Annotated in this window: 14 protein-coding genes; 10 read left to right on the top strand and 4 right to left on the bottom strand. The window is 68.1% G+C overall.

Going from position 1 to position 25,181, the window contains the following annotated elements:
* Window positions 1-11: 11 nt before the first annotated feature.
* From RDV84_RS09995 to RDV84_RS09960, 8 genes are read left to right on the top strand one after another with little or no spacing between them, the layout of a single operon-like run.
* On the top strand, window positions 12-1,271 hold the full coding sequence (locus RDV84_RS09995) for a flagellar hook-basal body complex protein (protein WP_057949208.1): 1,260 nt from the start codon (window positions 12-14) through the stop codon (window positions 1,269-1,271).
* Window positions 1,268-2,107, top strand: coding sequence for a FliM/FliN family flagellar motor C-terminal domain-containing protein (locus RDV84_RS09990; RefSeq protein ID WP_309153297.1), 840 nt, complete (start codon window positions 1,268-1,270; stop codon window positions 2,105-2,107). The genes RDV84_RS09995 and RDV84_RS09990 overlap by 4 nt, the downstream gene beginning before the upstream one ends.
* On the top strand, window positions 2,104-2,445 hold the full coding sequence (locus tag RDV84_RS09985; protein WP_309153296.1) for a FliM/FliN family flagellar motor switch protein: 342 nt from the start codon (window positions 2,104-2,106) through the stop codon (window positions 2,443-2,445). Before RDV84_RS09990 ends, RDV84_RS09985 begins: the two co-directional genes overlap by 4 nt.
* A gap of 40 nt (window positions 2,446-2,485) precedes the next feature.
* Complete coding sequence (locus tag RDV84_RS09980) at window positions 2,486-2,827, top strand: hypothetical protein (RefSeq protein ID WP_309153294.1); 342 nt, start codon at window positions 2,486-2,488, stop codon at window positions 2,825-2,827.
* Window positions 2,824-3,609: a flagellar type III secretion system pore protein FliP gene (gene fliP / locus RDV84_RS09975; RefSeq protein WP_309153293.1), complete on the top strand. Its 786-nt coding sequence runs from the start codon at window positions 2,824-2,826 to the stop codon at window positions 3,607-3,609. The genes RDV84_RS09980 and fliP overlap by 4 nt, the downstream gene beginning before the upstream one ends.
* Window positions 3,606-4,367 (top strand): sigma-70 family RNA polymerase sigma factor, encoded by a 762-nt coding sequence (locus RDV84_RS09970; RefSeq protein WP_309153292.1) that lies wholly within the window; start codon window positions 3,606-3,608, stop codon window positions 4,365-4,367. The genes fliP and RDV84_RS09970 overlap by 4 nt, the downstream gene beginning before the upstream one ends.
* On the top strand, window positions 4,364-5,002 hold the full coding sequence (locus RDV84_RS09965; protein ID WP_309153291.1) for a tetratricopeptide repeat protein: 639 nt from the start codon (window positions 4,364-4,366) through the stop codon (window positions 5,000-5,002). Before RDV84_RS09970 ends, RDV84_RS09965 begins: the two co-directional genes overlap by 4 nt.
* An 8-nt stretch (window positions 5,003-5,010) precedes the next feature.
* Window positions 5,011-5,634: a lytic transglycosylase domain-containing protein gene (locus RDV84_RS09960; protein WP_309153290.1), complete on the top strand. Its 624-nt coding sequence runs from the start codon at window positions 5,011-5,013 to the stop codon at window positions 5,632-5,634.
* A gap of 55 nt (window positions 5,635-5,689) precedes the next feature.
* Here the strand turns inward: RDV84_RS09960 and RDV84_RS09955 are convergent, their stop codons facing one another.
* A complete protein-coding gene (locus RDV84_RS09955) occupies window positions 5,690-6,034 on the bottom strand; it encodes a hypothetical protein (RefSeq protein ID WP_309153289.1) in 345 nt (114 codons plus the stop codon).
* 221 nt (window positions 6,035-6,255) lie between these two features.
* On the opposite strand from RDV84_RS09955, the gene RDV84_RS09950 reads away from it, so the two are divergent.
* Both RDV84_RS09950 and pdxR read left to right on the top strand, forming a co-directional pair.
* Window positions 6,256-6,855: a hypothetical protein gene (locus tag RDV84_RS09950; RefSeq protein WP_309153288.1), complete on the top strand. Its 600-nt coding sequence runs from the start codon at window positions 6,256-6,258 to the stop codon at window positions 6,853-6,855.
* A 133-nt stretch (window positions 6,856-6,988) separates the two neighbouring features.
* Complete coding sequence (gene pdxR, locus RDV84_RS09945; protein ID WP_309153287.1) at window positions 6,989-8,491, top strand: MocR-like pyridoxine biosynthesis transcription factor PdxR; 1,503 nt, start codon at window positions 6,989-6,991, stop codon at window positions 8,489-8,491.
* Between the two features lie 301 nt (window positions 8,492-8,792).
* On the opposite strand, the gene RDV84_RS09940 is transcribed toward pdxR, so the two are convergent.
* From RDV84_RS09940 to RDV84_RS09930, 3 genes are all read right to left on the bottom strand, one after another.
* The gene (locus RDV84_RS09940) at window positions 8,793-9,161 is read right to left on the bottom strand and encodes a hypothetical protein (RefSeq protein ID WP_309153285.1); all 369 of its coding nucleotides are present in this window, start codon (window positions 9,159-9,161) and stop codon (window positions 8,793-8,795) included.
* Between the two features lie 558 nt (window positions 9,162-9,719).
* Window positions 9,720-10,049: a hypothetical protein gene (locus tag RDV84_RS09935; protein WP_309153283.1), complete on the bottom strand. Its 330-nt coding sequence runs from the start codon at window positions 10,047-10,049 to the stop codon at window positions 9,720-9,722.
* Window positions 10,050-10,051: 2 nt separating this feature from the next.
* Window positions 10,052-25,075 (bottom strand): LysM peptidoglycan-binding domain-containing protein, encoded by a 15,024-nt coding sequence (locus RDV84_RS09930; protein ID WP_309153282.1) that lies wholly within the window; start codon window positions 25,073-25,075, stop codon window positions 10,052-10,054.
* Window positions 25,076-25,181 lie beyond the last annotated feature (106 nt).

The raw sequence follows: 25,181 nt of genomic DNA, 5'->3' as shown, positions 1-25,181 counted from the left end.
GAGCCACCGACATGCTCGACAGCATCTACATCGGCATGAGCGGCCTGACCGCCCATTCCAAGGGTCTGCAGACCATCAGCAACAACGTCGCCAACCTCAACACGCCCGGCTTCAAGACCACCACGCCCCGCTTCTCCGACCTGTACTACGGCCAGCGCTTCTTCGGCCAGGGCCCGGATTCGGCGCGCGTGGCCAGCGGCGGCAGCGGCGTGGAATACGGCTACGGCGCGCTCAACTTCAAGCAGGGCGAGATCCGCCGCAGCGACGGCCAGCTCGACCTGGGCATCGACGGCCCCGGCTTCCTGGCCCTGCTCCAGGACGGCAAGGTGCGCTACGCGCGCACCGGCCAGTTCGTCATCGACGACGACGGCATCGTGCGCGAGAAGGGCAGCAAGATGGAGCTGACCACGCTCGGCGCCGACGGCAAGCTCGCCAACATCCTGATCGACAAGCTGCGCACCAGTTCGGCCAAGCCGACCGCCACGGTCAAGATCGAAGGCAGGCTGCAGTCCAACGTCAATCCCAACCAGCCCGGCAGCGGCAACAACCCGCCCACCGGCACCGCGCCGGAAACCTTCTCGATCGCCAACGTCGAGATGTACGACGCCTCCGGCACCAAGATCGTCACCACGGTCAAGATCACCCGCGACCTGATCTCGCCGCCGCTGGGCAACAACTCCGCGCGCTGGCAGGTGGCCTTGATCGACAAGGACAACAAGACCATCGGCCAGGGCGAGATCCGCTTCATCAACTCGACCATCGAGCCGGGCGCGGACAAGGTCGCGATCCGGGTGACCTCCGGCAACGGCATGACCAGCGAGGTGACCCTGGACTTCGCCAACATCGCCTATGTGTTCGGGCCCACGGTCAATTCCGACCTCAAGGTCGCCAAGACCGACGGCTACGGCCCCGGCACGATGTCGGGCATGCGCGTGGACGACACCGGCGCGCTGGTCATCGACTACTCCAACGGCCAGAAGGAAACCCTCGGCAAGATCGCGATGGCCGACTTCGCCGACCCGCAACGCCTGATCCAGCTCGGCGACGGCGTGTTCGACGCCTCGCAATTGCCGGACCCCGCCTACGTCGCCAGCAAGCAGGGCGCCGGCACGCTCTCCTCGGGCGCGATCGAGGCTTCCAACGTCGACCTGTCCACCGAGTTCGGCCGGCTGATCCTGATCCAGCGCGGCTTCCAGGCGTCCTCGCAGGTCATCAGCACCGCCAACGAGATGATCATGCAGCTGTTCCAGATGAAGAGCGGCCAGGGATGAGCGCCGCGGCCGATGTTTCCTCGCGCGGCGCCGAAGCGGCGCCGCGCTGGCGTCCGCTCGGTCAGGCCGACGCCGATTGGCTGCGCGAGCGCGCGGCGCCGGCGCTGCGCGCCTGGCAGGACGAATGGTTCGACGCCGGCGCGTTCGACGTGCTCGACGCACAGGCGTTCGCGCCGGGCCAGGCATGCGCCGACGGCGGCGCATGCTGGCGCGCCGGCGCCTCGCTGGCGGCGCAGACCGAGCCGGGCGCGTGGAAGCGCCATGCGCTGGCGGCGATGGCGCTGTCGGCGCAGGCCGACGCGCAGGTGCCCGAAGCGCTGCTCGCGCCGCTGCAGGCGCAGATGCTCGACGCGCTGCTCGCGCGCCTGGCCGACGCGCTGGCGGACAGCGCGTCCGGCGCCCGCGCCGGCTTCGAGCGCACCCTGCCGGGCGACGGCGCCGGCTTCGCCGCCGGCGGCGTGCGCCTGCGCATCGGCACCGCGCGCGATCCGCAGTTGCTCGACCTGTATTGCGCCGCCGAACTGGCCTGGACGCGGCCGCTGAGCGCCGCGCCGGCGGCCAAGCCGGCCGCGCCCGCCGCGCGCGCCGAAGCGCTCGGCGACAACCCGGTGCGGCTCTCGGCCGTGCTCGGCCGTTGCCGGCTCACCGCGCTGCAGCTCAGCGAACTGGCGGTCGGCGACGTGCTGACCACCGCGCAGTCGCTGCACGAACCGATCGCGCTGCGCCTGCACGCCGACGGCGTCGCGCCGCGCACCATCGCCCACGGCCGGCCGGGACGCGCGCAGCAGCGGCTCTCGATCGAGCTCACCACCCTCCAGCAGAAGCGAACCCCATGAACACCCCGCTCGGCGTCAGCAAAATCGACATCATGCAGATCGACCTTCCCGAACACGCCGCGCCCGCCGGCGAACGCGCCGGCGCCGAACCGCCCGGCCAGCGCATCCCGCTGGACATGCTCGGCGAGATCGCGGTCGAGGTCGAAATCCAGCTCGGCACCGCCCGGCTCACGGTCAAGGAACTGATGGCGCTGCAGGCCGGCTCGCTGCTGACCCTGGACCAGCACCTGCTGCAGGACGTGGACGTGCTGCTCAACGAACGCGTGGTCGCGCGCGGCGAAGTGGTCGCGGTCGGCGATCGTTTCGGCGTGCGGATCAAGGAACTCGGCGCCGCCTGAGCGCGCCGTCCGCCGCCGCGGACGGCCCGGATACCGAACTATGTCCATGCAGATCGACTACCTGCGCGTCGCGCTGTCGCTGGCCCTGTGCCTGGGACTGGGCGTGGCCGCCATCTTCCTGCTGCGCTCGCGCTTCCGCGGGCTCAGCGTCGGCCCCGCGCGCGACCTGGCGCTGCTGGAAAGCCTGCGCGTGGACCCGCGCACGGCCGTGCACGTGCTGGCCTACCAGGACCAGCGCCTGCTGCTGACCACGCGCGACAACGCCGTGCACGTGACCGTGCTGCCCGCCGGCGCGCCGGCGCCTGTAGCGTCCGCGCCGCCGCGCGACGCCGGCGCGCAGCCCGCTTCCCACGACGCCAGCGACGGAGCGCCCGCGCCATGACCGCCTTCTCCGTCCGCCATCGCCGCCTGCTGTTGCTGGCGCTGCTGATGGGCGTGTTCGCCGCCGCCTCGGCGATGGCCGCCGCGCCGCCGCAGGCGCCGGCCGTGCCCGATCCGTTCGTCCAGCAAGGCGCCGTGCTCGGCGCGCTCAAGGGCGGCACCAGCGAGAGCGTGCGCATCGCCACCGTGCTGACCCTGCTCAGCATCGTGCCGGCGCTGGTGATCTCGATGACCGCGTTCATCCGCATCATCATCGTGCTGTCGATGATCCGCCACGCCTTCGGCATGCCCGAGACGCCGCCGACGCCGGTGCTGATCAGCCTCGGCCTGCTGCTGACCGTGTTCACCATGTTGCCGACCCTGGAGAAGGTCAACAGCGAGGCCTACCAACCCTTCATGAGCGGGCAGATGGCGCTCGACGTCGCGCTGGACAAGGGCAGCGCGCCGGTCAAGGACTTCATGCTGCGGCAGGTGCGCGAGGACGAGCTCAAGCTGATGTACGAGATCTCCGGCAAGCCGCTGCCGGACGAACCGGCGCAGGTCGGCATGCTGCAGCTGACCTCGGCTTTCATCCTCAACGAACTGCGCGTGGCCTTCCAGATCGGCTTCGTGATCCTGCTGCCGTTCCTGCTGATCGACCTGGTGGTGTCGAGCGTGCTGTTGTCGCTGGGCATGCTGATGGTTCCGCCGGCGACGATCTCGCTGCCGCTGAAGGTGCTGATGTTCGTGCTGGTGGACGGTTGGAGCCTGATCCTGCAGGGCGTGGTGCTCAGCTTCAAATGACCGCGCCGCCCGCCCTCGCCGCCGAAGACGACGCCGCGCCCGCGGCGGAGGCGGCGCTGTGGGCGGCGTTGCGGCGCGACGGCTCGACCGCGGCGCGCGAGGCCCTGTTCCTGCGCTATCAGCCGTACGCGCAGGCGCTGGCGGCGCGCATCTACGGCGGCCGCCACAGCCGCGAGGTCGAGTTCCGCGATTACCAGCAACTGGCCTACATCGGCCTGCTCGATTCGATGGACCGTTACGATCCGCAGCAGGGCGCCGGCTTCAAGACCTTCTGCACCCCGCGCATCACCGGCAACGTGCTCGACGGCCTGCGCCAGCTCAGCGAGGCGCAGGAACAGATCTCGCTCAAGCGCCGGCTGCAGCGCGACCGCCTGAGTTCGCTCAAGGACGGCGGCCGCGACGGCAAGCCCGCCGGACGCAAGCTCGACGCGCTGTCGGAACTGGCGGTCGGCCTGGCCATCGGCCACATGCTCGAAGGCACCGGCATGTACGCCGACGGCGAGCAGGCCGACCGCCACGACGGCTATGCCGCGGTCGCCTGGCAGCAGACCTGCCGCAGCCTGCGCCAGGCCGTCGACCGCCTGCCGGCGGACATGGCCAAGGTCGTGGGCTACCACTATTTCCATTCGCTGCCGTTCGAACAGATCGCCGGCATCCTCGGCCTGAGCAAGGGCCGCATCTCGCAGATCCACCGCGCCGCCCTGAGCCAGCTGCGCGAGAAGATCCAACCCCATTCCCCATCGCGGACCACGACATGAGAGACGACCGTTACCCCATCGCCTGCGACGACGACACCCTAGACGCGATCAAGGCGGCGATGCAACGTTCCGACGAGGAAGCGCTCGCGCTGCTCGACGCCGCGGTGTCGCGCCATCCCGCCGATGCGCGCCTGGCGCTGCTGCGCGGCTCGGTCTACGCCAGCCAGGGCGCCTATCCGCAGGCCTTCGCCGACCTCAGCCAGGCGGTGGTGATGGCGCCGGAGCTGTACGCGGCGCGCTTCATGCTCGGCTACCTGGAGCTGTGCCATCGCGGCGCGGCGCAAGCGATCGCGGTGTGGCACCCGCTGACCCAGCTCGGCGAGCACGAAGCGCTGGGCGACTTCGCCCGCGGCCTGACCTTGCTGGTGACCGGCCAGCCGGAGCAGGCGCGCGCGTTCCTGCAGCGCGGCCTGGAAGGCAACCGCGAACATCCCGAACTGTCGCCGTTCGTGCAGTCGCTGATCGAGAAGTCGCACGAAATCGTCGCCGCCGACGAGCCCGCGCCGGTGCCCGGCTTCGGCACGGTGCCGGCCGTCGCCGAAACCGACCACGACACCGGCGACGGCGCGGACGAGGATCTCGGCAACGGCAGCCACCTGCTGCTCGGCGGTTATCTCGACCGCCGCGATCACTGAGTCCGCGCATGAATCCCCACCGTCTCCCGCCGCGACGGCGCGCGTTGGCGCCCTCGCTGGCGCTGGCCGCGCTGCTGGCGTCCGCGCCGGCCGCGGCCGACTGCATCGACGACGCCGCGCGCTACCAGGGCGTGCATCCGCACGTGCTGCGCGCGATCGCGTACCACGAATCGCGGATGAAACCCGAGACGGTCAACCACAACAAGAACAGCACCCGCGACATCGGCCTGATGGGCATCAACACCGTGCACGGCGGCGAACTCTCGCGTTACGGCATCGGCCCCGACCGTTTGTTCGACCCCTGCGTCAACGCCTACGTCGGCGCGTGGCTGTTGCGGCGCAAGGTCGACAAGTACGGCGCCACCTGGAAGGCGGTCGCAGCGTATCACTCGGAAACGCCGCAGATCGGCGAGGCGTACATGCGCCGGATCCAGGACGTGATGCGGCGGTGGGGATTGTTGCCGGCGGTCGCGGCGGCGGCGGCGAAGCCCGCGCCGGCCGCCGCACAGTCGTCCGCGAACGCCACGAGCGACGCGATGGCCGCGGCTGCGGCCGTCGCGCCGGCCGCGCCGCAGGCCGCGACTCAGAGCGGCGGCGGCGGCGAACTCGGCGCGTTGGCGACGATCCGCTGACCCGCGGCGCCCGTGGAGCTATTGCGGCCCGTAACGGCTAGCCGCAGCGCGGCGCTCAGGCTTCCTCGACGCAGGCCCGGCACAAGGCCCAGGCCTCGACGTCCTCGCCCAGCACCGAAACCACCACCGCGATGGTCTGATGGAACTCGGCCGAATTGGCGAGTTCGTCGCCGAACTCCTCGGCCAGCAGCCCCTCGACCAGGCGCCCGACCAGCACCTTCTCGTCGCCCACGCCGGCGGCCTTCAGCGCTTGCACCGCCTGCAGCGGCGACTGCCGTCCGGCCTCGCGGGCCGGCGCGCCTTCCTGTCGCGGCTGGCGCGCGGCGGTGGCGCCGCCTTGCTTGCGCAGGTGCACGCGCAGTTGCGCGATGAGGCGGTCGAGGCGGGAGATTTCGGTCATCGCAGGCGTTCGGTTTCGAAGAGCGGCGGAAGGGAACAGCGGCGCATTGCGACGGCGAGACAACCAGGCGCGCGACTACGGGCGGCGCGCAGCCTGCGCCATAGTATGCGCCATGGCCGCGCGGCCGCGGCGATCCTGGCCGGACGCGGCACGGCTTAATGGCCCTGTCGCAGCCCACGCGCAACGCGCACCGTGAAGCCCCGTCTTCGTGAGCCGCCCGCATGCACGCACCCCGCTCCCCGTCGCGCCGCCGCGTCCTCAGGCAAGCCTGCGCCGGCGCCGCCGCCCTGGGTCTGTCGCCGCTGGCCTTCGCCGCCGCCGGCGCCAAGACCTTGCCGGGAACCGACATCGCGCTGCCGACCGGCGATGTGCGCGACTTCGACTTCTTCGTCGGCCAGTGGACCTTCCGCAACCGCCGCCTGAAACAGCGCTGGGTCGGCAGCGACGACTGGGACGAGTTCCCCGCTTCGCTGCGCTGCGAAAGCCGCATGGGCGGCGTGGTCAACCTCGACGAAGGCGCGTTCCCGACCAAGGGCTGGCAGGGCATGACCGTGCGCGTGTTCAATCTCGCCGAAAAACGCTGGTACCTGTACTGGATCAACAGCAGCACCGGCCAGTTGTTCCCGCCGGTGGCCGGCGGCTTCGACGGCGACCGCGGGGTGTTCTACGGCGACGACAGCGACGAAGGCCGCCCGGTCAAGGTGCGCTTCCTCTGGACCCGCATCGACGCCGACCACGCGCGTTGGGAACAGGCGTTCTCGCGCGACGGCAAGGCGTGGGAGACGAACTGGACGATGGAGCACACGCGGGTCGGCGGCTGAGCCGGTCGCCACGGCCGAAGACGCCGCGCCATCCGCGCTCCGCGGCGGTTCCCGCGCAGGTGCGCACGGCGACGAGGCGAGGTCATGACAACCATCATGCGCGGCCCTCGCCCGCGCGGGCTACGCTATCGGCATGGCCAAGCATGCCGGCTCCGTGTTCAGCGTCGACGTCACCGGACTGGAGCCCGAGGCCGGCCAGCCGGCCTATGCGCGCATCGGCGAACGCATCCGCGCCGCGATCCTCAGCGGCGCGCTGCCGCCCGAGGCGCGCCTGCCGTCGGCGCGCACGCTGGCCCACGACCTCGGCGTCGCCCGCAACACCGTCGACTGGGCGCTCGACCAACTCGTCGCCGACGGCTACATCGTTCGCCGCCGCGGCGCCGGCAGTTTCGTCGCCGCGCGCTTGCCCGAACGCGACGCGCCGCCGCTGCGTCCTGATAGCAGTCGCGTCGCGCTCCCGGACACCGCTCCTCGCCGGCTTTCGCGCCGTGCCGAAGCGCTGCGCGTGTATCCCGGCCACTACGCGCCGGCCGCGGCCACGCCGTTCACGCCATCGCTGCCGCCGACCGACCTGTTCCCGCGCCAGACCTGGAATCGCCTGCTGCAACGCGAAGCCGCGCGCAGCGGCGACGACTACTGGCACTACGGCGCGAGCAACGGCCTGCCCGCGCTGCGCCGCGCCATCGCCGCGCACGCCTCGGCGATGCGCGCGGTACGCTGCTCGGCCGAGCAGGTCGTCGTGGTGACCAGCACGCAGCAAGCGGTCGAACTCGCGGCGAAAGCGCTGGCCGATCCCGGCGACCGCGCCTGGTGCGAGTCGCCGGGCTACCCGCCGGCGCGGCACGGCCTGCGCAGCGCCGGTCTGGACATCGTCGACGTCCCCATCGACGACGAAGGCCTCGATGTCGCCGCCGGCCTCGCGGCCGCGCCCGACGCGCGCCTGGCCTATCTGACGCCCGCGCACCAATACCCGTTGGGCGTCGAACTCTCGCTATCGCGCCGTCGTGCCCTGCTCGACTGGGCCCACGAGCGCGACGCCTACGTGCTCGAAGACGACTACGACGGCGATTACCGCTACGAAGGCCGCCCCATCGCCTCGCTGCAGGCCATGGACGAACGCGGCCGCGTCGTTTACATCGGCAGCTTCAACAAGATCCTGTTCCCGGCCTTGCGCATCGCCTACGCGATCGTGCCCGAGCCGCTGGTCGACGCGTTCGTCGATGCCAAGCACATCGCCGACGGGCATACCGCGCTGCTGATGCAGGGCGTGTTGGCGGCGTTCATCGAAGAAGGCCACCTCGGCCGGCATTTGCGCAAGACGCGGGCGGCGTACGACCAGCGGCGTTTGGCGTTCCTGGAACACGCGCAGGTCTTGCGGCCGTGGCTGGACTTCGGCCCCGCGGTGGCCGGAATGCACGTGGCGGCCCGGTTCACCGATGCGGCCGCCGGGCTGGACGATCGCGCCGTCAGCGCGGCGTGCGCCGAAGCAGGAATCGTCGTGCATCCCTTGTCGAAATACGGCGAGAGCGGGCGCGGCGGTTTGGTGTTCGGATTCGCGTCGGCGCTTCCGCATCGCGTGCAGAGCGGATGCGAAGTGGTCCGTAAGGTGTTGGCGGGCTGTCGTTCGCGGGCCTGAGTGCGGCGCCAGGAACCGCAGCACCGCAATCGCGTCCGCCACGGGTCACGGCTAAATCGCTTCCCACCGCATTTTCAGCGGCGGACGACGTCCGTCGTCCGCCGCTGACGCTTGGATTCGCGAGTCCTTCATCGCAGGAGCAAGCATGAAGGCCCACCGCTTCGCCATCGCGATCGTCACGACATGAGCCATCGACGCAAGTGCGCGACGAACAGTCCTTGGGGCCGCGCTAGCGGCTGGCGACGATCCGTGCGCACCGAGCCGCCATTGATTCATGCAAGGCCATTGCGAGCGCCGAATCTCAATTCAGATGAACGGCGATGCCGGTAATCAACTGCTCCGGCTCATCATCCAACGAAGCCGCTTCTCCGAAAAAGACGATACCGCCGACGGGCTGCCCGCTCCCAGGACGGAAGAGCTCATCGATATCGTCGAAAATCAAACCGAGATGCTTCTGAATCAATACCAGTCTCGATCCGATCGTCAGATCGCCGAATACGCTCCCCTTGTATCCGGAAGACGCGCGTATGTAAGCAAGCACCCCTTGCGCGTCGAAACTCAGCTCCAATGCTCCGTTGCCGTAATAGAGCGTCGCAGCGGACCGATCACCGCCCAGCTGGTCCTGGGTAACCAAGAGCCAGCCGGCGGTGGACACAACCGCATCGTCCAAGGTCGTCTCGTCGCTCCGCCAGGCCTCGCATTCTCCTATGGAGGATCGTACCTGCGCGAATTACTGCCCCAACAAGTACCCTCCGGCACCGCTCCCAGGAACGATCTCGGCGAAAACATCAACCGCAGCCATGGAAAACCTCATTTGACAGGAACCCACTTGCCGCCTTCGTAGCGGATCTTTTGCCCGTAGGGATCGAAGAACGTCTCGTTACTCTTGACCGTTCCCGGCCGATAGGTCTTGGGATCGATGATCTTGAACTCCGGCGGCTTGCCCTGGAACCCTTCGGGAACCTTGACAGTGAATTTATAGAATTTGCCCGCGCATGACCGATTCCGGACCGGAGAAAACTGGAATTTTTAATGGTTGAAGGCCACCCTCGACCTCATACGCATTCATTCGTGAAACGTGTCAGCGCTCGCACGCCGACGCCGGCATTTCCACATGGGCCTGGCGGGCAGATCGAAACCTCAAAATAGCGCGCTGAAACCGATCGCTGCCCCGCTCCCCATCCAACCGCAAACGGAAGCACTCAGCGCCCATGCGACATGGATCACGCTATGGAGAGCTGGAAACCTCATGGCGCGCAGCCAGCAATTCACGTCCCTCGCCTACAACATAGAGGCCGCCCGAACAACCTACCGCCAACTCCTCGACCGATCTATTGAAATAGATAATCTCCAGGACCTTCATGTTGATGGGCATACCGGGCTGCTTTTTTACCACGACCTCACCCATTTCGTTCCTTTCCGCTTCGATCTTGCCAATACAGACGAACACATCACCGACCCGCACGGGACCGCTGATGCAACGCCCCATGAGCCCAATACCATCCTTGTAGGGAACAACATCCTCTATCTCGAAACGACGCAAGTCGCCTGCAATCATGATCAGCCACCCTCTCCGCTCAATTTTTTTGCACGAACCAAATAGTCAGAAACCTGCTTTGGAGTCATCATCGGAGTTTGACGCAGCACGGCCGATATGTTCTCCGTAGATATACTCCTCTGCACCCCAAGCCCCATGTCTTCAAGGATCCTGGCGGAGCCCTGAGCCGATATCTTATAGGGCGCCGCCGCGGCAAAATGACTGGGCGTGGTGATCGCCCCCATTTCTAGCTCCAGTTGCACCAGTGACGAAGTCGACTGCCCCATCGGTACGTTGCCGATACCCAGTTCGACACCTAACTCCGTACGCGATCCGAAGAAGACTGCCCCGGGCACTTTTCCTGCGCCTTCCCGCCCTAGCGCGAATACGGTTGCTCGCAAGGGATCGATGGTGACCGGCGTCACCGCCAGCTTACTTGATGTCTCGCCACCTGCCACTACGGCATCGGCTCTCGTCCCTCTAAATACGTAGAGGTCGCCTCCTGTGGCCTTCATCAAACTGCTTATCTGGCTTCGCGTTAAGCCGATCGCTTGCAAGCCCTCGAGCTCCGGCGCGGACAGCGGCGCAACCCGGTTGAAAGTACGACTGAACACGCCCGAGAGGGCGCTACCCAGACGTTGAAGCTGCGTGGCGCCCATTTCTGCCAGGGCACCACTGACTCTCGCGCCTCTATTGAATATGGATTTAACGCCGTGGACGAACCCCCTTGGATTAATGGCGATTCGCCGTCCGACGTCGGCCAGGCCGGCGATCAGCGTCGCGCGATCAAAGCGCTCGCTGGCCATGGCGTACCCGACCGAATCGAACGTTCTTGAATCGATATAGCCGGTGGCGTTCAACGTCGCGATCGTGCGGCCTGAAATCTTGTCCACCCCCTCCGGGTTCATGAAGAAATAGACGCCCTCAGCGTCGATCTCTTTCAAGTAAGGGCTTACATGGTCGGGGTTGTGTGGATAGCCGAGCGCCTGAAGTCCCTTATCCGATATGGCCAGCGTAAGGTTGGCCGCCCCATCGACCGCACGATAATAGGTATCCGAGTTCTGGGAAATCCAATCGCCCAGTCCGCTGGGCGATTTGTAACGCAACCCAAGATCTGCGATATGGAGGGGAGCGATCGCCATGTAGGGCGAGTCCCAACCATTGTTTTTTATGTCTCCGATCACTTGATTGAACACACGGCGATCCGACCGCATCGCCTCGACCAGTGCCAAACGCTCGTAGGCATCATCCTGCATGTCTAGCAAACGCAACTCTTGCGCCGTGAGCTTTTGGCCGACAACCGTGACCGGCTCGATATCGACAATGCTGGAGGAACTTGAAATCGAAGACCTGACATCCGTGAAATCCGCGCGCCCTATGCCGCTGGTGGACGCCGACGTTTCGAAGAACGGATCGGAAACATCCCCCAGAACCAAGGAAACGTCCTCGACGTCCAGGCTCATACCTGGCATATCTATGGCTTGACGCTGTACCGGACCGATGGCGTTACGATCGGCGACGGCACCGGCCACTCCATGGCCGATAGTGCTACCCAATGCGTCCAGGCCAACACTGACAAGAACTGAGCCGGATAGATTGCCGCGCGCCGCCGCACTGAAGACGCCTCCGGCGAAGCCGCTGATCGTTTCCCGGGCGAACTTCTTGCCGATATTTTTCTGGGCCGTGCCGTCCTTCAGCGCGGTTTCCCAATCCGCTTTACCGCCGTACTGCAAACGACCGATCCCCTGGCCAACCGCGTACCCAACGCCCGAACTGACCGCCGAGATCGCGACGCTCTTCCAACTGAAGCTGCCTACATCGAGCGCCGACGCAAGCCCGCTGGTGATCGCGCTATCGACGGCACCCGAAGCGACCGCACGCCCAAAGCCGCCGGCGACCTTGCCAACACTGTCGAGAGCGCTCTTCAGCGCGCCCGACGTACCCAGCCCGGCGGTCACGCCGGCGCCGAGCGCACTCAATCCGACGCCTTTCCAATCGAATCCTTGCTGCAGGCCGCCCGCGATCATCACGCCTTGGCTCGCGATGCTGCCCACGGCGCCGCCAACCGCCGCAGCGGCGAAACTGGCGGCCGCGACACCAGCCGCAGCGGCAAAGCCACTCGCCGCCGTGGCGGTCCCTCCCAATACGGCCAGACCCGCCCCGAACGTCGTGGAAGCGCCGGTCGTCAATCCCATCAAGCCCGCCGCCGCGCCCGCGGTATAGATCGTCACCACCACCGCCACGATCACCGCCAACACCTTGACGAACCCACCGCACCCCTTCTTCGCCGAAGGCGGCGGCGGCGGTTCCGGCACCGTCGGGCTGGTGTTGCCCATCGCCGAGCCGGCGTCGTACGGCTTGAACGTGCTGGCGTTGTTGTGGATGTTGGTGACCTTGTTCGGCACCGTCAGCACGGTGTTGGCGATCAAGGGTTGGTTCGGCGCCAGGCCGTTCGCGTCGGCGAGCAGGTACCACATCGCCGAGTCGCCCCACAGCGCGGCGGCAATGCCTTGCAGGGTGTCGCCGGCCTTGACGATGTAGCTGCCCGGCGCTGCGGTGGGGTACAGGCTGTTGATCGGTTGGTAGTTCTCGTCGAAATTGGCGCCGGCCACCGGGGTGAAGCGTTTGTGGCGGTCGTCGTTCTTGGCGCCGGCGCGGGCTTCGTTCTGCGCCAGTTCCTTGGCGTAGTCGATGCGGTCGATGCCGTCGTTGCCGACGTTGCCGATCTGCTTGTCGTCGAAGAAGTAGTAGCTGTGGTGGCGGTTCTGCTGGGCGTTGCTGACGTTGCCGTTGGCGTCGACCTGGCCGCCGATCAGTTCGTCGCGCTGCAGGATCCGGCCTTCGCCGTCGACCTGATAGGCGAAGCCGCGGTTGCCGGCCTGGTCGTAGGCGAGCTTGATCCGGCCCTGCTCGTCGTAGACGTAGCGCGAGAAGCCCGGCGCCCAGTTCTTCACGCTCTGGTTGCTGGCCTGGACCATGATCTGGGTCTGCTTGGCGCCGTCGAACCAGACATAGTCGTAGCTGGTCTTGATCGTGGTCGCTTCGCCGTAGGTCTCGGTGAAGTCGACCGTGCCGTCGTTCAGGCGGTAGGTGATGGTGCCGGTGTTGGCCTGGTTGTCGTGCTCCTGCATCAGCAGGCTGTCGTTGTCCCAGTAGCGCGTGGTGCTGCTCTTGAGCGCGCCGTTGGCGTCGTACTCGTAGTAGTCGCCGACCCGGCCGGCCTGGTCGTTGACCCGGCGCGCGCGCAGCACGCCGTCGATGGTGGTGTCGGTGAGGTAGCCGCGCGCGTCGTAGTCGTAGCGCTCCAGGTGGCCGTCGCGCGCGTACTGGGCCGAGCGGCGCTGGTTGGCCGCGTCGTAGGCGATCGTCACGCCGTCGCCGCCGCTGCCCTGCCACACGCTCACCCCGGTGTCGGCGGCGCTGCTGCCGCGGGTCTTGTTGTCCGCGCCGAGCTGGCCCATGGTCACCACGAACCGGTTCATGTTGTCGTAGCGGTACCAGTACTCCTGCTCGCGGGTCGCGCCGTTGAGCCCGTCGCGGTACAGCGAGTGCATGCGGATGCGGTTGCCCTGCGCGTCGAACTCGTAGGTGATTTCGTAGCGCGGGTCTTCGACCTTGATCAGGCGGTTGAGCGCGTCGTAGGTGCCCTTGGACTGCTGGAACGCCCAGTTGCCGTCCTTGCCGGTGAAGCCTTCGAAGGTGCGATTGCCGTTCTCGTCGTACTCGTAATAGCCCTTGATCCCGCTGGCGCTGTCGCTCATGCGCTTGATCAGGCCGTTGGCGTAGTACTCGTACACGGTGCTGCCGGACTTGCTGAGCAGGCCGGCATGGTTGTACTCGTACGCGAACGCGTGGCCGCCCAGGTCGAGGTGGCTGAGCTTGCGGCCCAGCGCATCCACCAGGTCGGTGGTGCTGCGGCCGTTGGCGTCGGTCATGACCCGGCGCCAGGCGCCGTTGCCGTGGTTGGCCTGCGCGTCCCAGGTCGCGGTGTAGGTGGTGGTGCGGCCGGCGGCGCTGACGACGCGGCCGACTTCGCCTTCGATGGTGAAATCGGTGGTCGTGGCGCCGAGCAGGCTGCTGGTATGGCGGATGCGGCGGTCGAGCTCGTCGTAGGCGTAGCTGTCGACGATGCTGCCGCTCTCGCTCGCGTCCTTGGGACGCTCGATCCAGATCAGGCGGTTGCCGAGGTCGTAACCGTAGCTGGTGCGGCGGCCGATCTCGTCGACCACCACGCGCTGGTTGCCGAACACGTCGTACTGGAACCGCTTGACCCCGCCGTCGGCATGCCACTCGCCGACCAAGGTCGGCTGGGCACTGCCGTAGTTCCACGCCTGAGTGGTCAGGTTGCCGTTGGCGTCGCGGTAGGCGACCACGCTGCCGGCCAGATCGTAGACGTAGTCGACGGTCGGATTGACCTGCTCGCGGAAGCCGTTGGCGTGGGTGATCCAGACCGTCGGATCGGTCTTGCGCACCAACTTGCCGAGGGTGTTGTAGATCAGCGCGGTGGCGTTGCCGCGGCCGTCGATCTCGCTCGCGATCTCGCCGAAGGCGTTGTAGTCCTGGCGGCGGTGGATGGTCAGCGAGGACGGTTCGAAGTTGCGCAACTCCCAGCTGGCTTCGGTCGCCGGACGGTCGTTGTCGGCCCAGAAATAGCCGCTATTGCGCACCAGGCTCTGGCCGCCGGCCGGATTCTGCGCATCGGCCAGGGTGCGGAAGACGTCGTAGAAATACTCGTAAGTCGCTTCCTTATTCAGACCCAGGCTGTCCCAGCGGAACTTGCCGTCGGCGCCGCGCAGGATCGTCACCTGCTGGAACGGCGCGTTGACGTCGCCCTCGGGACGGTAATGCAGCACCAGCACCTGTCCTTCGGGCTGCTGCGGATCGAGGTTGAGCGTGTACAGGTGGCCGTCGACCTGGATCGTCGCGGCGGGCTGGCGCTGCGGGCCGACTTCGATGGCGCCGGCGGCGGTGTAGCTGCTCGGCGGCACCACGAGGTTGTCGGTGAAGGTCAGCGCGAGACGGTAGCGGCGCACGCCGCCGCCGGCCGCGGCGAGGATCTCGGCCGGAATCGGCCAGGTCAGCTGGCCGTTGGCGACCGCCAGGCCCGGCGCGGACCAGGCCACGCTGCCGTCGTCGTTCAACAGCTTCAGATCGACCGAGGACGCGTTCGGCGGCAGGTTGCCCAGGCGCACGACGTCGGCGTCGTGGGCGAAGTCGATCGCCACCCGCGGCGCCGCGCCGACGCTCACTTCGCCGGCCACGCTCTCGATCGTCGCGCCTTGCGCGTCGAGCATCTTGAGCACGACCTCATAGTCGCCGCTCAATCCCGTCGTATCCCAGCGCACGCTGCCCGGCGTCGCCATCGGCGGCAGGCCGCCGAGCGCGGCGGTGCCGGTCCAGGGGTCCTGGCTGCCCTTGCGGCGGTACTCGACCACGACCTTGCTCGGCGCTTCGCTGCGGCGGGTGAGCAGGTTGCTCATGTCCAGGCCGGCTGCGCTCCACACGAAGGTGCCGACGCCGTTGCTCTGGAAGGTGTTGTCGTTGGCCTCGGCGACCCGGGTGACGGACTGGCTCACGCCGACGGTGAGGTCGTACGCCTCGCGCCGCATCAGCGTGCCGTCGTTGCGGGTGGCGAGGTAGAGGACTTCGTACTGGCCGTCGGCCAGCGCGGCGATGTCGGCGGTGGCCTTGCCTTGCTGGAAGTCGCGCTGCACCGCCAGGGCCTGGTAAGGCCCGGTCGAGCCCTTCGCGCGCACGTACACCTGCGGCGAGACGTCGGCGCGATAGCCGTCGATCGGCAGCTGCAGCACGTCCGGCGAGAACTCGCTCGGCGTGCCGAGGTCGAGGGCGACGTTGAGATCGGTGCGGCCGAGGGTGTAGTCGATCCGGATCTCGGTGTTCCAGTTCCAGTCGCGATCCCAGGTCAGCCTGGCGCCGACCGTCTTGCTGCCGAGTTCCAGCTCGCGGCCGCCGCCGCTGCCCTTCGGCGTCACGAACACCTTGAGCGCGAAGCTCACATGGACTTCGCGATTGTCGCCGTTGCGCAGATTGAACAGACCGACCGGCACATCGACGGTCAGGTTGGCGCCGCCGTTGGGGCTGTACAGATAGCCCTGCCCGGACAGCGGCTCGGTGACGATCCGTTGCAGATCCACCGAATACGCGGTCTGGGTGCCCTCGATGACCACGCGCACGTCGTATTCGCCGAACGCCGCGGTCATGTCGGGAACGAACACGCCGTACTTCATCAGATCCGGCGGCCAGTTGTCGGAGGTTTCGCCGCCGTTCTGTTGCGCCCAGCCGCGATCGCTGTAGACGCCGGAGACCTGGCCCAGCGAGCCCGAGAACGGCGTGATCGCGATCGAGCCGTCGGCGCCGCCCAGCGCCGGCGTGCGCGCCTGCGCGCCCAGGCGTCCGCCGACGGTCGCCTGGATCTGGCCCGGCCGCACCGGCTGCACCGTCACCGTCTTCAGGCCCAGGCGTTCGCCGGCGGTGGTCATCGCCGCCTGGATCACGTCGACGGCCTGGTTGCGGCGGTCGTACAGGGTCAGCGTCGTCGCCAGCTGCGCCGATTCCTCCGCCGAAGCGCCGAGCACGCGCTCCAGCGTCCATCCCGCGGAAGCGAGGTCGATCGTCTGCGACTCGATCCGCACCGCCGCGTTGCCGGCGCCGTCGTAGATGTTCAGGCGGGTCACGCCGCCGTCCATGTTGCTCTTGAGCACGCGGCCGGCGTAGTCGTACTCGGCGTACTCCTGCCAGCCGCTCGGCCCGGTACCGCGGCCGGTGACGTCGCCGAACAGGTTGTAGCGCGTGCGCCGCTCGACGCTGCGGCCGCCGTCGCTGGCGACGGTGACGCGGTGGGTCTCGCGGTTGTCCAGGTCGTAAGCGACCTGGACCGTCTCGGTGCGCTGGCCGCCGGCGGAATCGGTCCGCTGGTAGCTCATCGAGGTCATGTTGCCGATCGCGTCGTAGCCGAAGCGAGTGGTGTGGTTCAACGCATTGGTCTTCGACAGCAGGCGTCCGCCATTGCCGTAGACGTAGGTGGCGACCTGGTCCTGGTCGCTGCCGGTCCCGCGGCGCAGCTCCTTCACCACCTGGTTGAGACCGTTGTAGGCGTACTCGGTGCGCGCGACGACGCTGCGGCCGGCGTAGTCGACGAAACCCGGCAGTATCACCGCGGTGTTGCGGCCAGCCTTGTCGTATTCCCAGCCGAACGCGCTGCCGTTGGCGTCGGTGCGGCGCAGCAGGTTGCCGGCCGCATCGTAGGCATAGGTCGCGGTCGCATTGGCGAAGCCTTCGGTCAGGCGGCCGGTAAGCGGATCGACGCTGCCGTGCGCCACGCTCAGGCGCGAATCGGTGAGACGGCGGCCCATCGTGTCGTAGGTGTAGACGGTGACGCGATCGTCGGCGCTTCGCGGCCAGTACAGAATCAGGTTTTCCGCTTCGCCGTTGGCCGACGTCGCAGCCGCCGCCATCGCCGGCGGCTGCCAGCGCCCGGCGTAGCGGACTTCCTTGAGCACGTTGCCTTCGGCGTCGCGCTCCCAGGAGATGCCGAACCCTTCGCCGTCGATCTCCAGGCGCTTCTGGCCGAGGGCGTCGTAGTAAGTGCGGGTCTGGTTGCCGGCGCCGTCGCGGTGCGAGACCGCGCGGCCGTTGCCGTCGTAAGTCCAGCGCTCGACGATGTCGCTGCCGTCGATCGCGTAGCTGCGCTCGGGGTTCCCGTCCGCATCGACGCCGTCGCGCAGCGTTCCGTGCACCACGCCGACGGTGGTGGCCTGGATGCGGCGGCCGTTGGCGTCGTAAGCGAAGCGCTGCTCGCGCGCGGGACTGGGCTGGCCGGTGGCCGGATTCAGCGGAATGGCCGGCAACACCGTGCCCGCCGGCAGCCCCACCGGATTCACGAACGCGCGCGTGCGGATCAGGTTGCCGGCCTTGTCGTACTCGTTGAGGGTCAGCCGGCCGTTGGAATCGACCTGGCCGACCAGGCGGTCGGCGGCGTCGTAGTAGTAGACCGTACGGGCATTGTTGCCGCTGTACTTCTCCACCACGTTGCCGCGCGCGTCGTAGATGAATTGATCGTAGTTTCCGCCGGCGGTGCCGTCGTCGTTGATGGCGTAGACGCCGGCGACCTTGATCCGGTTCAACGCATCGTAGTTGTAGGTCGTGATGCGCGGATCCGCGCTGTCGCCCGATTCCTTCTTGTAGACGACGTTGCCGTGGGCATCGTAGGTGAAATAGTTGGCGACCGCGGTCGGAGTACCGTCCCACCACGACGGCGCGTCGATCGGCAGGCGCTCGACCACCATCCGGCCCAGCATGTCGTAGCGGTACGAACTGGTGCCGCCGAGCTTGTTGGTGTACTCGCTGCGGTTTCCGAACGCGTCGTAGCGGTAGGTCTCCACCGCCTGGGCCGCGTCGGTGGTGCCGACCAGGCGCCCGAGCAGGTCGTACGCCATGCGGGTGACCGCCGCCGCGCCGGACGGATCCGACGGCGGTTCGGTGCCCGCGGGAACCGCGCCGACCCGCTCGTAGAAACGGGTGACGGCGACCGGCTGGCCGAGGAATCCATACTCGGTGCGGGTCAGATAGCCCTCCGGGTCCAACTGGTGGGTCGTCCGGCCCAGCGCATCGAAGTAGAAATAGCCCGTGTTCCCCAACGCATCGGTCACGGCGACGGCGTTGCCGAAGGCGTTGTAGATCCGCGTCACGCTCGCGCCGAGCGCATCGACGCTTTCGACCGCGCGCCCGAGGCGGTCGTAGACGCTGCGGCTGGTGTAGCGCGCACGCAATTCGTCCTGGCGCGCCTGGCCGAGGTCGGCGGCGCGCAGGGCCGCGCCGGTCTCGTTGACGTAGCCCAGGCTTTTGCGCGTTTCCAACGCCCAGGCCGAGTCGGATTCGGCCAGCTCGACTCCACGCGGGTCGACGACGGCCACGACCTGGCCGAACCCGTCGTAGACGGTGCGCGAGGTCGCCGCGGCGGCGGTGTCGGCGGCGCGGATTTCTTCGACCATCCGTCCGGCCACGTCGTAGCTGCGCCGGGTCGCGACCTGCGCGGCGGTGCCCCAGGCCGCATATTCGTCCAGCACCTGGCCGAGCCCGTCGCGCTGGTAACGGCGCACCCCGCCCGCGGCGTCCACGGACTCGGACATGCGCCCGGCCGCGTCGTAGCCGAAGCGGGTGGTGCGCTCGCCTTCGCCCATCGCATCGACCAGCGCGCGCAGGCCGGCGACGGTATCGCCGAGCGCGATGGCGCGGTCGCCGGAGCGGCCCCACCTGCGCTCGTAGCGCGTGGTGGCGATTTGATTGCCAGCTGCGTCGTACTCGCTGCGGTTGAAGTAGTTCTCGGCGTCGTAGCTGAAGATCGCCCGGCCGGCGCCGTCGTAGAACCACATCGTGGTCGGGTTGGACAGCCGGCTGGGGCCGCCCATCAGAGCGGCCCACGCATCCATCGCTTCGACCGTGTAGGCAGCGGGCCCCTGATACGGCCCATTGACCGACCGCCACATTCTGACGCTGGCCCGCAACAGCCCGGCCGCGTCGTAAGTGTTGCCGGTGGCGAAACCGCCTGCGTCGATCTGCCAGACCGCGCGCCCAGCCGCGTCGAACACCCAACGGTTTTCCGCGACCTGCTCGACCGGCTGCGCCGCGGCCCATGCCTCCAGGCTGGCCGCATCGACGCCGCCCGCGGAAGGATAGACGGCGGCGAACTTCGCGCTGGCGACCAGGCTGCCCCCGGCGTCGTAACGATTGCGGGTGAGATAACCGCCGGCATCGATGTGGAAGGCCAGGCGCCCGGCGGCGTCGTAGACATTGCGCGCGATCCTGTCCGCCGCATGCAAGACGCCGGGTTGCGCCGCCAACGCGGCGGCGACGCTCGCCGGCGTCGCCACGCCGGTCAGCGCGACAGGGGTGGCGTAGGCGATGGAACGCACGATGTTGCCGCCGGCGTCGTAGACCGATTCGGTCACATGGCCCAAGGCATCGATCGCATAGCGCAGGCGCCCGTCGCGGTCGAACACTTGGCGCAGCGTGCGGTCCTCGCTGGCGCTGGGCTGCAGGCGCGCCTGGATCTGCTCGACGGTGACGGCCGCGTCCAGCCCGGTCAGGTCGATCGCCTTGGCGAAGCGGGTGATGCCGACGAACGCGCCCGAGAACGTATCGTAGTCGCGCCGCTCCACCGCGCCGTCCGCGCCGATGGTGAGCAACAGCTGATCGGCGCGGTCGTACACGTAGCGGGTGACGCGGCCATTGGCATCGGTGCGCGCGACCACATTGCCGCCCGCGTCGTAGGCATAGCGCGTCGTCAGCGCCAGGCCGCCGGGATCGGCGACGGTCGCGATCACGCGGCCGGCCTTGTCGTACTGATGCTCGGTCGCCTGGGCCGCGCTCGTACCCGCGCCTGCGGTCGTGCGCACGGTGCGCCCCAGCGCGTCGTATGCGAAGGTCGTGGTCAGATTGAGCCGGCCCTCGCCCGCGTCGACCACGACCGACACTTTCTGGCCTCGCAGGTCGTAGCCGGTCTCGGTCACGCTGCCGTTCGGATCGGTCGTGCGGACCAGCTGGCCCTTGGCGTCGTACGCGTACGCAGTCCTGATCGCCAGGCCGTCCGGGTCGAGCGTCCGGGTCAACACGCGCCCGGCCGGATCGTATTCGAATACAGTCTTGATGCCGCGCGCATCGACGGTCTCGATCGCCTGCCCGGCCTGATCGTAGACCGTGGACACCGTGCCGGCCGGCGAGGTCGTGCGGATCAGGCGGCCGTCGAGATCGTATTCGTACACGGTGGCGTTGCCGCGGCCGTCGATCAACTCGACGATCTGGCCGTGCTCGTTGTAACGACTCTTGGTGACCACGCCCTCGGCCGTGGTGACCTGGATTTCGCGATTGAACGCGGTATAGGCGTAGGTCGTGTTGCCGGCGATGCCGGTGGCCGTGTACTCGGTGCGGGTCAGGACGTTGCCGAACGCGTCGTAGCTCAGCATGTAGCTGGGCAACGAATACGAGCGGTCGAAGCCCATGGTCGCCCGGCCGTTGCGGTCGTACGCGACCGACACGGCGTGGCGGACCACGCCCTTGATGTCGCTGGTCTGGGTGTTGGTCACCCGGCCGAACGCGTCGCGGATCTGCCAGTCGATCAAGCCCAGCGGCGCGGCGCCGGTCGCATCGACGGTCTCGGTGTTCTGCCGGCCGGCGCCGTCGTAGCTGCGGACGGTTTGAATCCAGTTGGCGTAGGTCCGGGCGTAATCGCTCCAACGGTCGACTTTCTCGACCGTTCCCGAGGTCGTGTACGTCCATTCCGTATAGGCGCCCAGCGCGTCCACCGACCGCGCCAGCGCGCCGGTGATCGCATAGCTCAGGGTCGTGCGGCTGGCCTGCGCATCGTCCAGCGCCGCGATGGCGTCGCGCGCGCCCGGGGTCAGCGCGCCGCCGTGCATCTGTCCCAGCGACAGCGACGTGAGGCGCTTGGCGTAGACGATGGTCTGGGCGACGTCGCCGAACGCGTTGTAGCGCTGCTCGGTCACTTCGCCGAGCGGATTGACGGTATGGGTGAGGCGGCCGAGGCTGTCGTAGTAGTAGAGCGTCGAGCGGTCCAACGCATCGATCATCGCGGTGCGCCGGCCGCCGGCGTCGTACTGGTAGCGCACCGCGCGGTCGGCCCATACCGCATCGACCGACGTCTGCGAGGGGTTGGGGCCCAGCGCTTCCAGCGCCTTGACGCCTTCGCCGCTGAGCTGGGCGACAACGCGCCCTTGCAGGTCGTAGCGATAATGCGATTTGCGATCGCCGCGCCGTTCCGTCGTCACCCGACCGAGGCTGTCGTAGCTGCGCTGCGAATCGACGTCGCCGCTGCTGGAAAACTCGGTTTGGAACAGCAGCCGGCCTTCCACGTCGTAGCGGTAGTCGGTGCGCTCGATCAAGCCGGGCGTGGCCGTCAGCGCGGCCAGGCCCTGGGTCGCGGACACGCCCCAGCGGAATGCGCCGTCGCCGGTCACGTGCGCTTCGCCGGCGGGCCGGGCGGTCGCGGTGCCCGCTTGCGCGCCGGTGCCGCCGGCATCCCACATCGACAGGCCGTTGGCGTCGAAGGCGACGCCGGCGAACTTGGCCGCGCTCAGCCACAGTTCGGCGCCGGCGCTCCGATAGACCAGCGAGACCTGGTGATTGGCGTTGGCCACGACTTGGGCATTGAAGCTATAGACGGTATCGGTCGTCGACAGCGGGATGTCCTTGACCTTGATGCCGTCGACCCAGACTTCGATGGCCGGCGCGGTTCCACCCGCATTGGCGCCCGCGCGGGCGGTGAAACTGCCCTGTATCGTCTGCGGCAGGCCCAGCGCCGCCGGCGGGATCTTCTCGCCGCGGGTACGGCGCGAGACGTTGCCGGCCGCGTCGTACTCGTACCGGGTCAGGTAGCCCTCGCCGTCGATCTGCGAGACCAACAGGCCGCGGCTGTCGTAGTTGTAGTAGTTGTGGATGTCCTTGAAATTCGATCCCGGGCGCAGTTGTTCCAGCGTTCCGGTCATGCGCAGGCTTTGCGTGGTCGGCGTCGCGTAGCCAATCGTCTTGATCTTGCGCCCGGCGCCGTCGTAGATCGTCTCGGTGAAGCCGCCGCCCCCGTTCATTCCGTTGGCGCCTTCCTGGACGCCGACCAGCAGTCCATCCGCGCTGTAGAAGTAACGCGTGGTCACGCTGCGGGAGTCGATCGTCCGTTCGGGTACGGCATTGGCCAGCGTCGGCGCCGCCAGGAACGCCGACATCTTCACCGCGGCGCCGTGCACCTGCATGCGGATCAGGCGCGAGCCGGCGTCGTATTCGTACTCGGTCAACGCGCCGTCGCCGCCGACGGTCTTGATCACGCGACCGGCCGCATCGTAGAACCGCCATTGCGGTCGGTCCGCCGCGGCATCCGCCGCCGGCCGCAGCCCCGAATTGGCCAAGGTCAGCGCCACCGTCTGTCCATTGACGCTCGCCGTCTGCTTCGGCTTGCCTTCGGCATCGAGCAACGCCGCCAGCGCCGCCGCGCCGACCGCGTTGGCATAGGCCAGCGTCTTCACCACCTGGTTGTTGGCGTCGTAGACGTATTCGGTCAACGCGCCGGCCGCGTCGATCTCGGCCACCCGGCGACCGGCCTCGTCGTACAGCACGTGGGTCTTCGCCCCGAGCGCGTCCTCGCTCATGCGCAGGCGGCCGTCGGCGTCGTAGTGGTAGCGCACCTGCGACAGCACCGTGCCGCCGCTGCCGGATTCGGCCAGCGCGATCAACTCGCCGGCGTGGTTGTAGCTCGACGTGCGCACCAGGCCGTTGGCGAAGTTCACCACCGTGCGGCGCTGGGCGTCGTCGTACTGGGTGATCGTCACCGCGTCGTTGAAGCCGGTGGTGCGGATCGTCCGGCCCAGGCCGTCGTAGACGAACTGTTCGACTTCCGGCGCGGCGATGGGGCCGGCGTAGCGCTGCAGCAGGCGGCCCTGGGCGTCGTAGACGTAGCGGGTCTGGATCGTCTTGTCGTCGATCACGCCGTTGCCGTCGGCGGCCAGCGTGCTGTACTGGGTCAGCTTGCTGAGGTTGCCGCGGAAGTCGTACTCGCTGTCGGTGCGCTCGCCGATGCGCGCGTTGGCGCCGGCCCACGCGGCCAGCGCGGTTTCGCTGTAGTCGCCGCCGGCGTAGCGGCCTTCCGAATAACTCAGCTTGGCGGTCTGCTGCCCTGCGGCGTTGTAGCGCAGTTCGTTGACGCGCCCCTCGGCGCTGATCGTGAAGCGCAGGTGCTGCTCGGCGTCGTAGACATAGCGCGTCGTCGCCGCGGCCGTATTCGGCCCCGACACCGTCTCGCTCAGCAACTGGTTGTCGCTGCCGAACGTGCGCTCGACCACCGTGCCGACCGCGTCTTCCTGCTTGATCAGGTTGCCGGCCGCGTCGTAGGTGTACTTGACCTCGTTGCCCAGGCCGTCGCGGATCGTCGCCACCTGGCCGGCGGCGTCGTAGCCGAAGAACTGGGTCTGGCGCGCGCCGTTAACCGCCGGGCTACTGGTCTGCAGCAGTCGGCCCTGGGCGTCGTAGGCCAGGATCGTGTCCTGGCCGAGCGGATCGGTGATCGTGGTGCGGCGGTTGGCGGTGTCGTAGCTCAGCGTGGTCGTGCGCAGCACGCCGATGTCGCTGGTCTGGGCGATGCTGACCACGCGGTACTGGCCGTCGATCAGTTGGTAGCCGAAGGCGACCTTGGCGCCGTCGGACTGGGCGATCGAGGCGATCCGGCCGGTGCTGCCGTCGTAGCCGTAGGTGGTGGTGAACACCTTGCCGTCGGCGATGCTGTTGTCGTCCGGGCTCAGGTCCAGGGTCACCGTGCTCAGCCGGCCGGCGCCGTCGTAGCCGTAGCGCACCGCGGTCGAGGTCTGCGGACCGCCGCCGTTGTTGGTGACGGTGCGGATCTTGCTCAGCCGGCCGCTGCCGTCGTAGTCGAGGTAGGTGATCTCGCCGTTGGCGGTGCGCACTTCGCCGAGCGCGCCGGCGGCGTTGTAGACGTAGCTCGTCGCATTGCCGTCGCGGTCGACGCTTTCGAACAAGCGGCCGTTCTTGCTGGCGTCATAGCGCTCGATCAGCTGGCTGCCGCCCTGGGTCCAGGTCCAGCGCTGGGTGCCGGCGTCCCAGGCCAGGGTGTCGCGGGTGCCCGCGCCTTCGCCGGCCACGTACAGCGAGCGCGTCGCGTCCCAGGCGTAGGCGATGCGGCTGCCGTCCCAGTCGGTGCGGTAGACCACGCTGCCGGCGGTGTTGACCGTCCCGGTCAGGCCGCCGACCTGCTTGCTGACCCCGGCGCGCCAGCTCTCGCCGATCAGCTGCGCCTGGCTGTTGTAGGCCCGGTACAGCTCGGCGTCGACGCCGCGGCCCATCAGCCACTGGTCGCGGTCGCGCAGGATCAGGTTGCCGGTCGCGGCGTTGACGAACACTTGTTCGCCGGACTTGCCGAACCCGGCCGCGCCGACCTGGCCCCTGCCGCCCAGTCCCAGCGCCGAGGACGCCTGCAGACCGAGTCCATTCCCTGTGACGATCGCGACCATGTGTGCCTTCCCGTTCCAATTTGTGCCGCCAAGGGGCGGCTCTCAAATGGACTTCTCGGCACTTCGCGGAAAAAGTTTAGTCGGCCGGCTGAAACGCCTGAACACC

The organism is Lysobacter yananisis (genome assembly GCF_031199375.1).
Lineage (GTDB): Bacteria > Pseudomonadota > Gammaproteobacteria > Xanthomonadales > Xanthomonadaceae > Lysobacter > Lysobacter yananisis.
The sequence above is the reverse complement of the archived record's forward strand: the minus strand, read 5'-3'. Positions and strand labels throughout refer to the sequence as shown.

Coding starts and splice junctions, on each gene's coding strand:
- RDV84_RS09995 (WP_057949208.1), top strand. CDS start 12: ATGCTCGACAGCATCTACATCGGCATGAGCGGCCTGACCGCCCATTCC.
- RDV84_RS09990 (WP_309153297.1), top strand. CDS start 1,268: ATGAGCGCCGCGGCCGATGTTTCCTCGCGCGGCGCCGAAGCGGCGCCG.
- RDV84_RS09985 (WP_309153296.1), top strand. CDS start 2,104: ATGAACACCCCGCTCGGCGTCAGCAAAATCGACATCATGCAGATCGAC.
- RDV84_RS09980 (WP_309153294.1), top strand. CDS start 2,486: ATGTCCATGCAGATCGACTACCTGCGCGTCGCGCTGTCGCTGGCCCTG.
- fliP (WP_309153293.1), top strand. CDS start 2,824: ATGACCGCCTTCTCCGTCCGCCATCGCCGCCTGCTGTTGCTGGCGCTG.
- RDV84_RS09970 (WP_309153292.1), top strand. CDS start 3,606: ATGACCGCGCCGCCCGCCCTCGCCGCCGAAGACGACGCCGCGCCCGCG.
- RDV84_RS09965 (WP_309153291.1), top strand. CDS start 4,364: ATGAGAGACGACCGTTACCCCATCGCCTGCGACGACGACACCCTAGAC.
- RDV84_RS09960 (WP_309153290.1), top strand. CDS start 5,011: ATGAATCCCCACCGTCTCCCGCCGCGACGGCGCGCGTTGGCGCCCTCG.
- RDV84_RS09955 (WP_309153289.1), bottom strand. CDS start 6,034: ATGACCGAAATCTCCCGCCTCGACCGCCTCATCGCGCAACTGCGCGTG.
- RDV84_RS09950 (WP_309153288.1), top strand. CDS start 6,256: ATGCACGCACCCCGCTCCCCGTCGCGCCGCCGCGTCCTCAGGCAAGCC.
- pdxR (WP_309153287.1), top strand. CDS start 6,989: ATGGCCAAGCATGCCGGCTCCGTGTTCAGCGTCGACGTCACCGGACTG.
- RDV84_RS09935 (WP_309153283.1), bottom strand. CDS start 10,049: ATGATTGCAGGCGACTTGCGTCGTTTCGAGATAGAGGATGTTGTTCCC.
- RDV84_RS09930 (WP_309153282.1), bottom strand. CDS start 25,075: ATGGTCGCGATCGTCACAGGGAATGGACTCGGTCTGCAGGCGTCCTCG.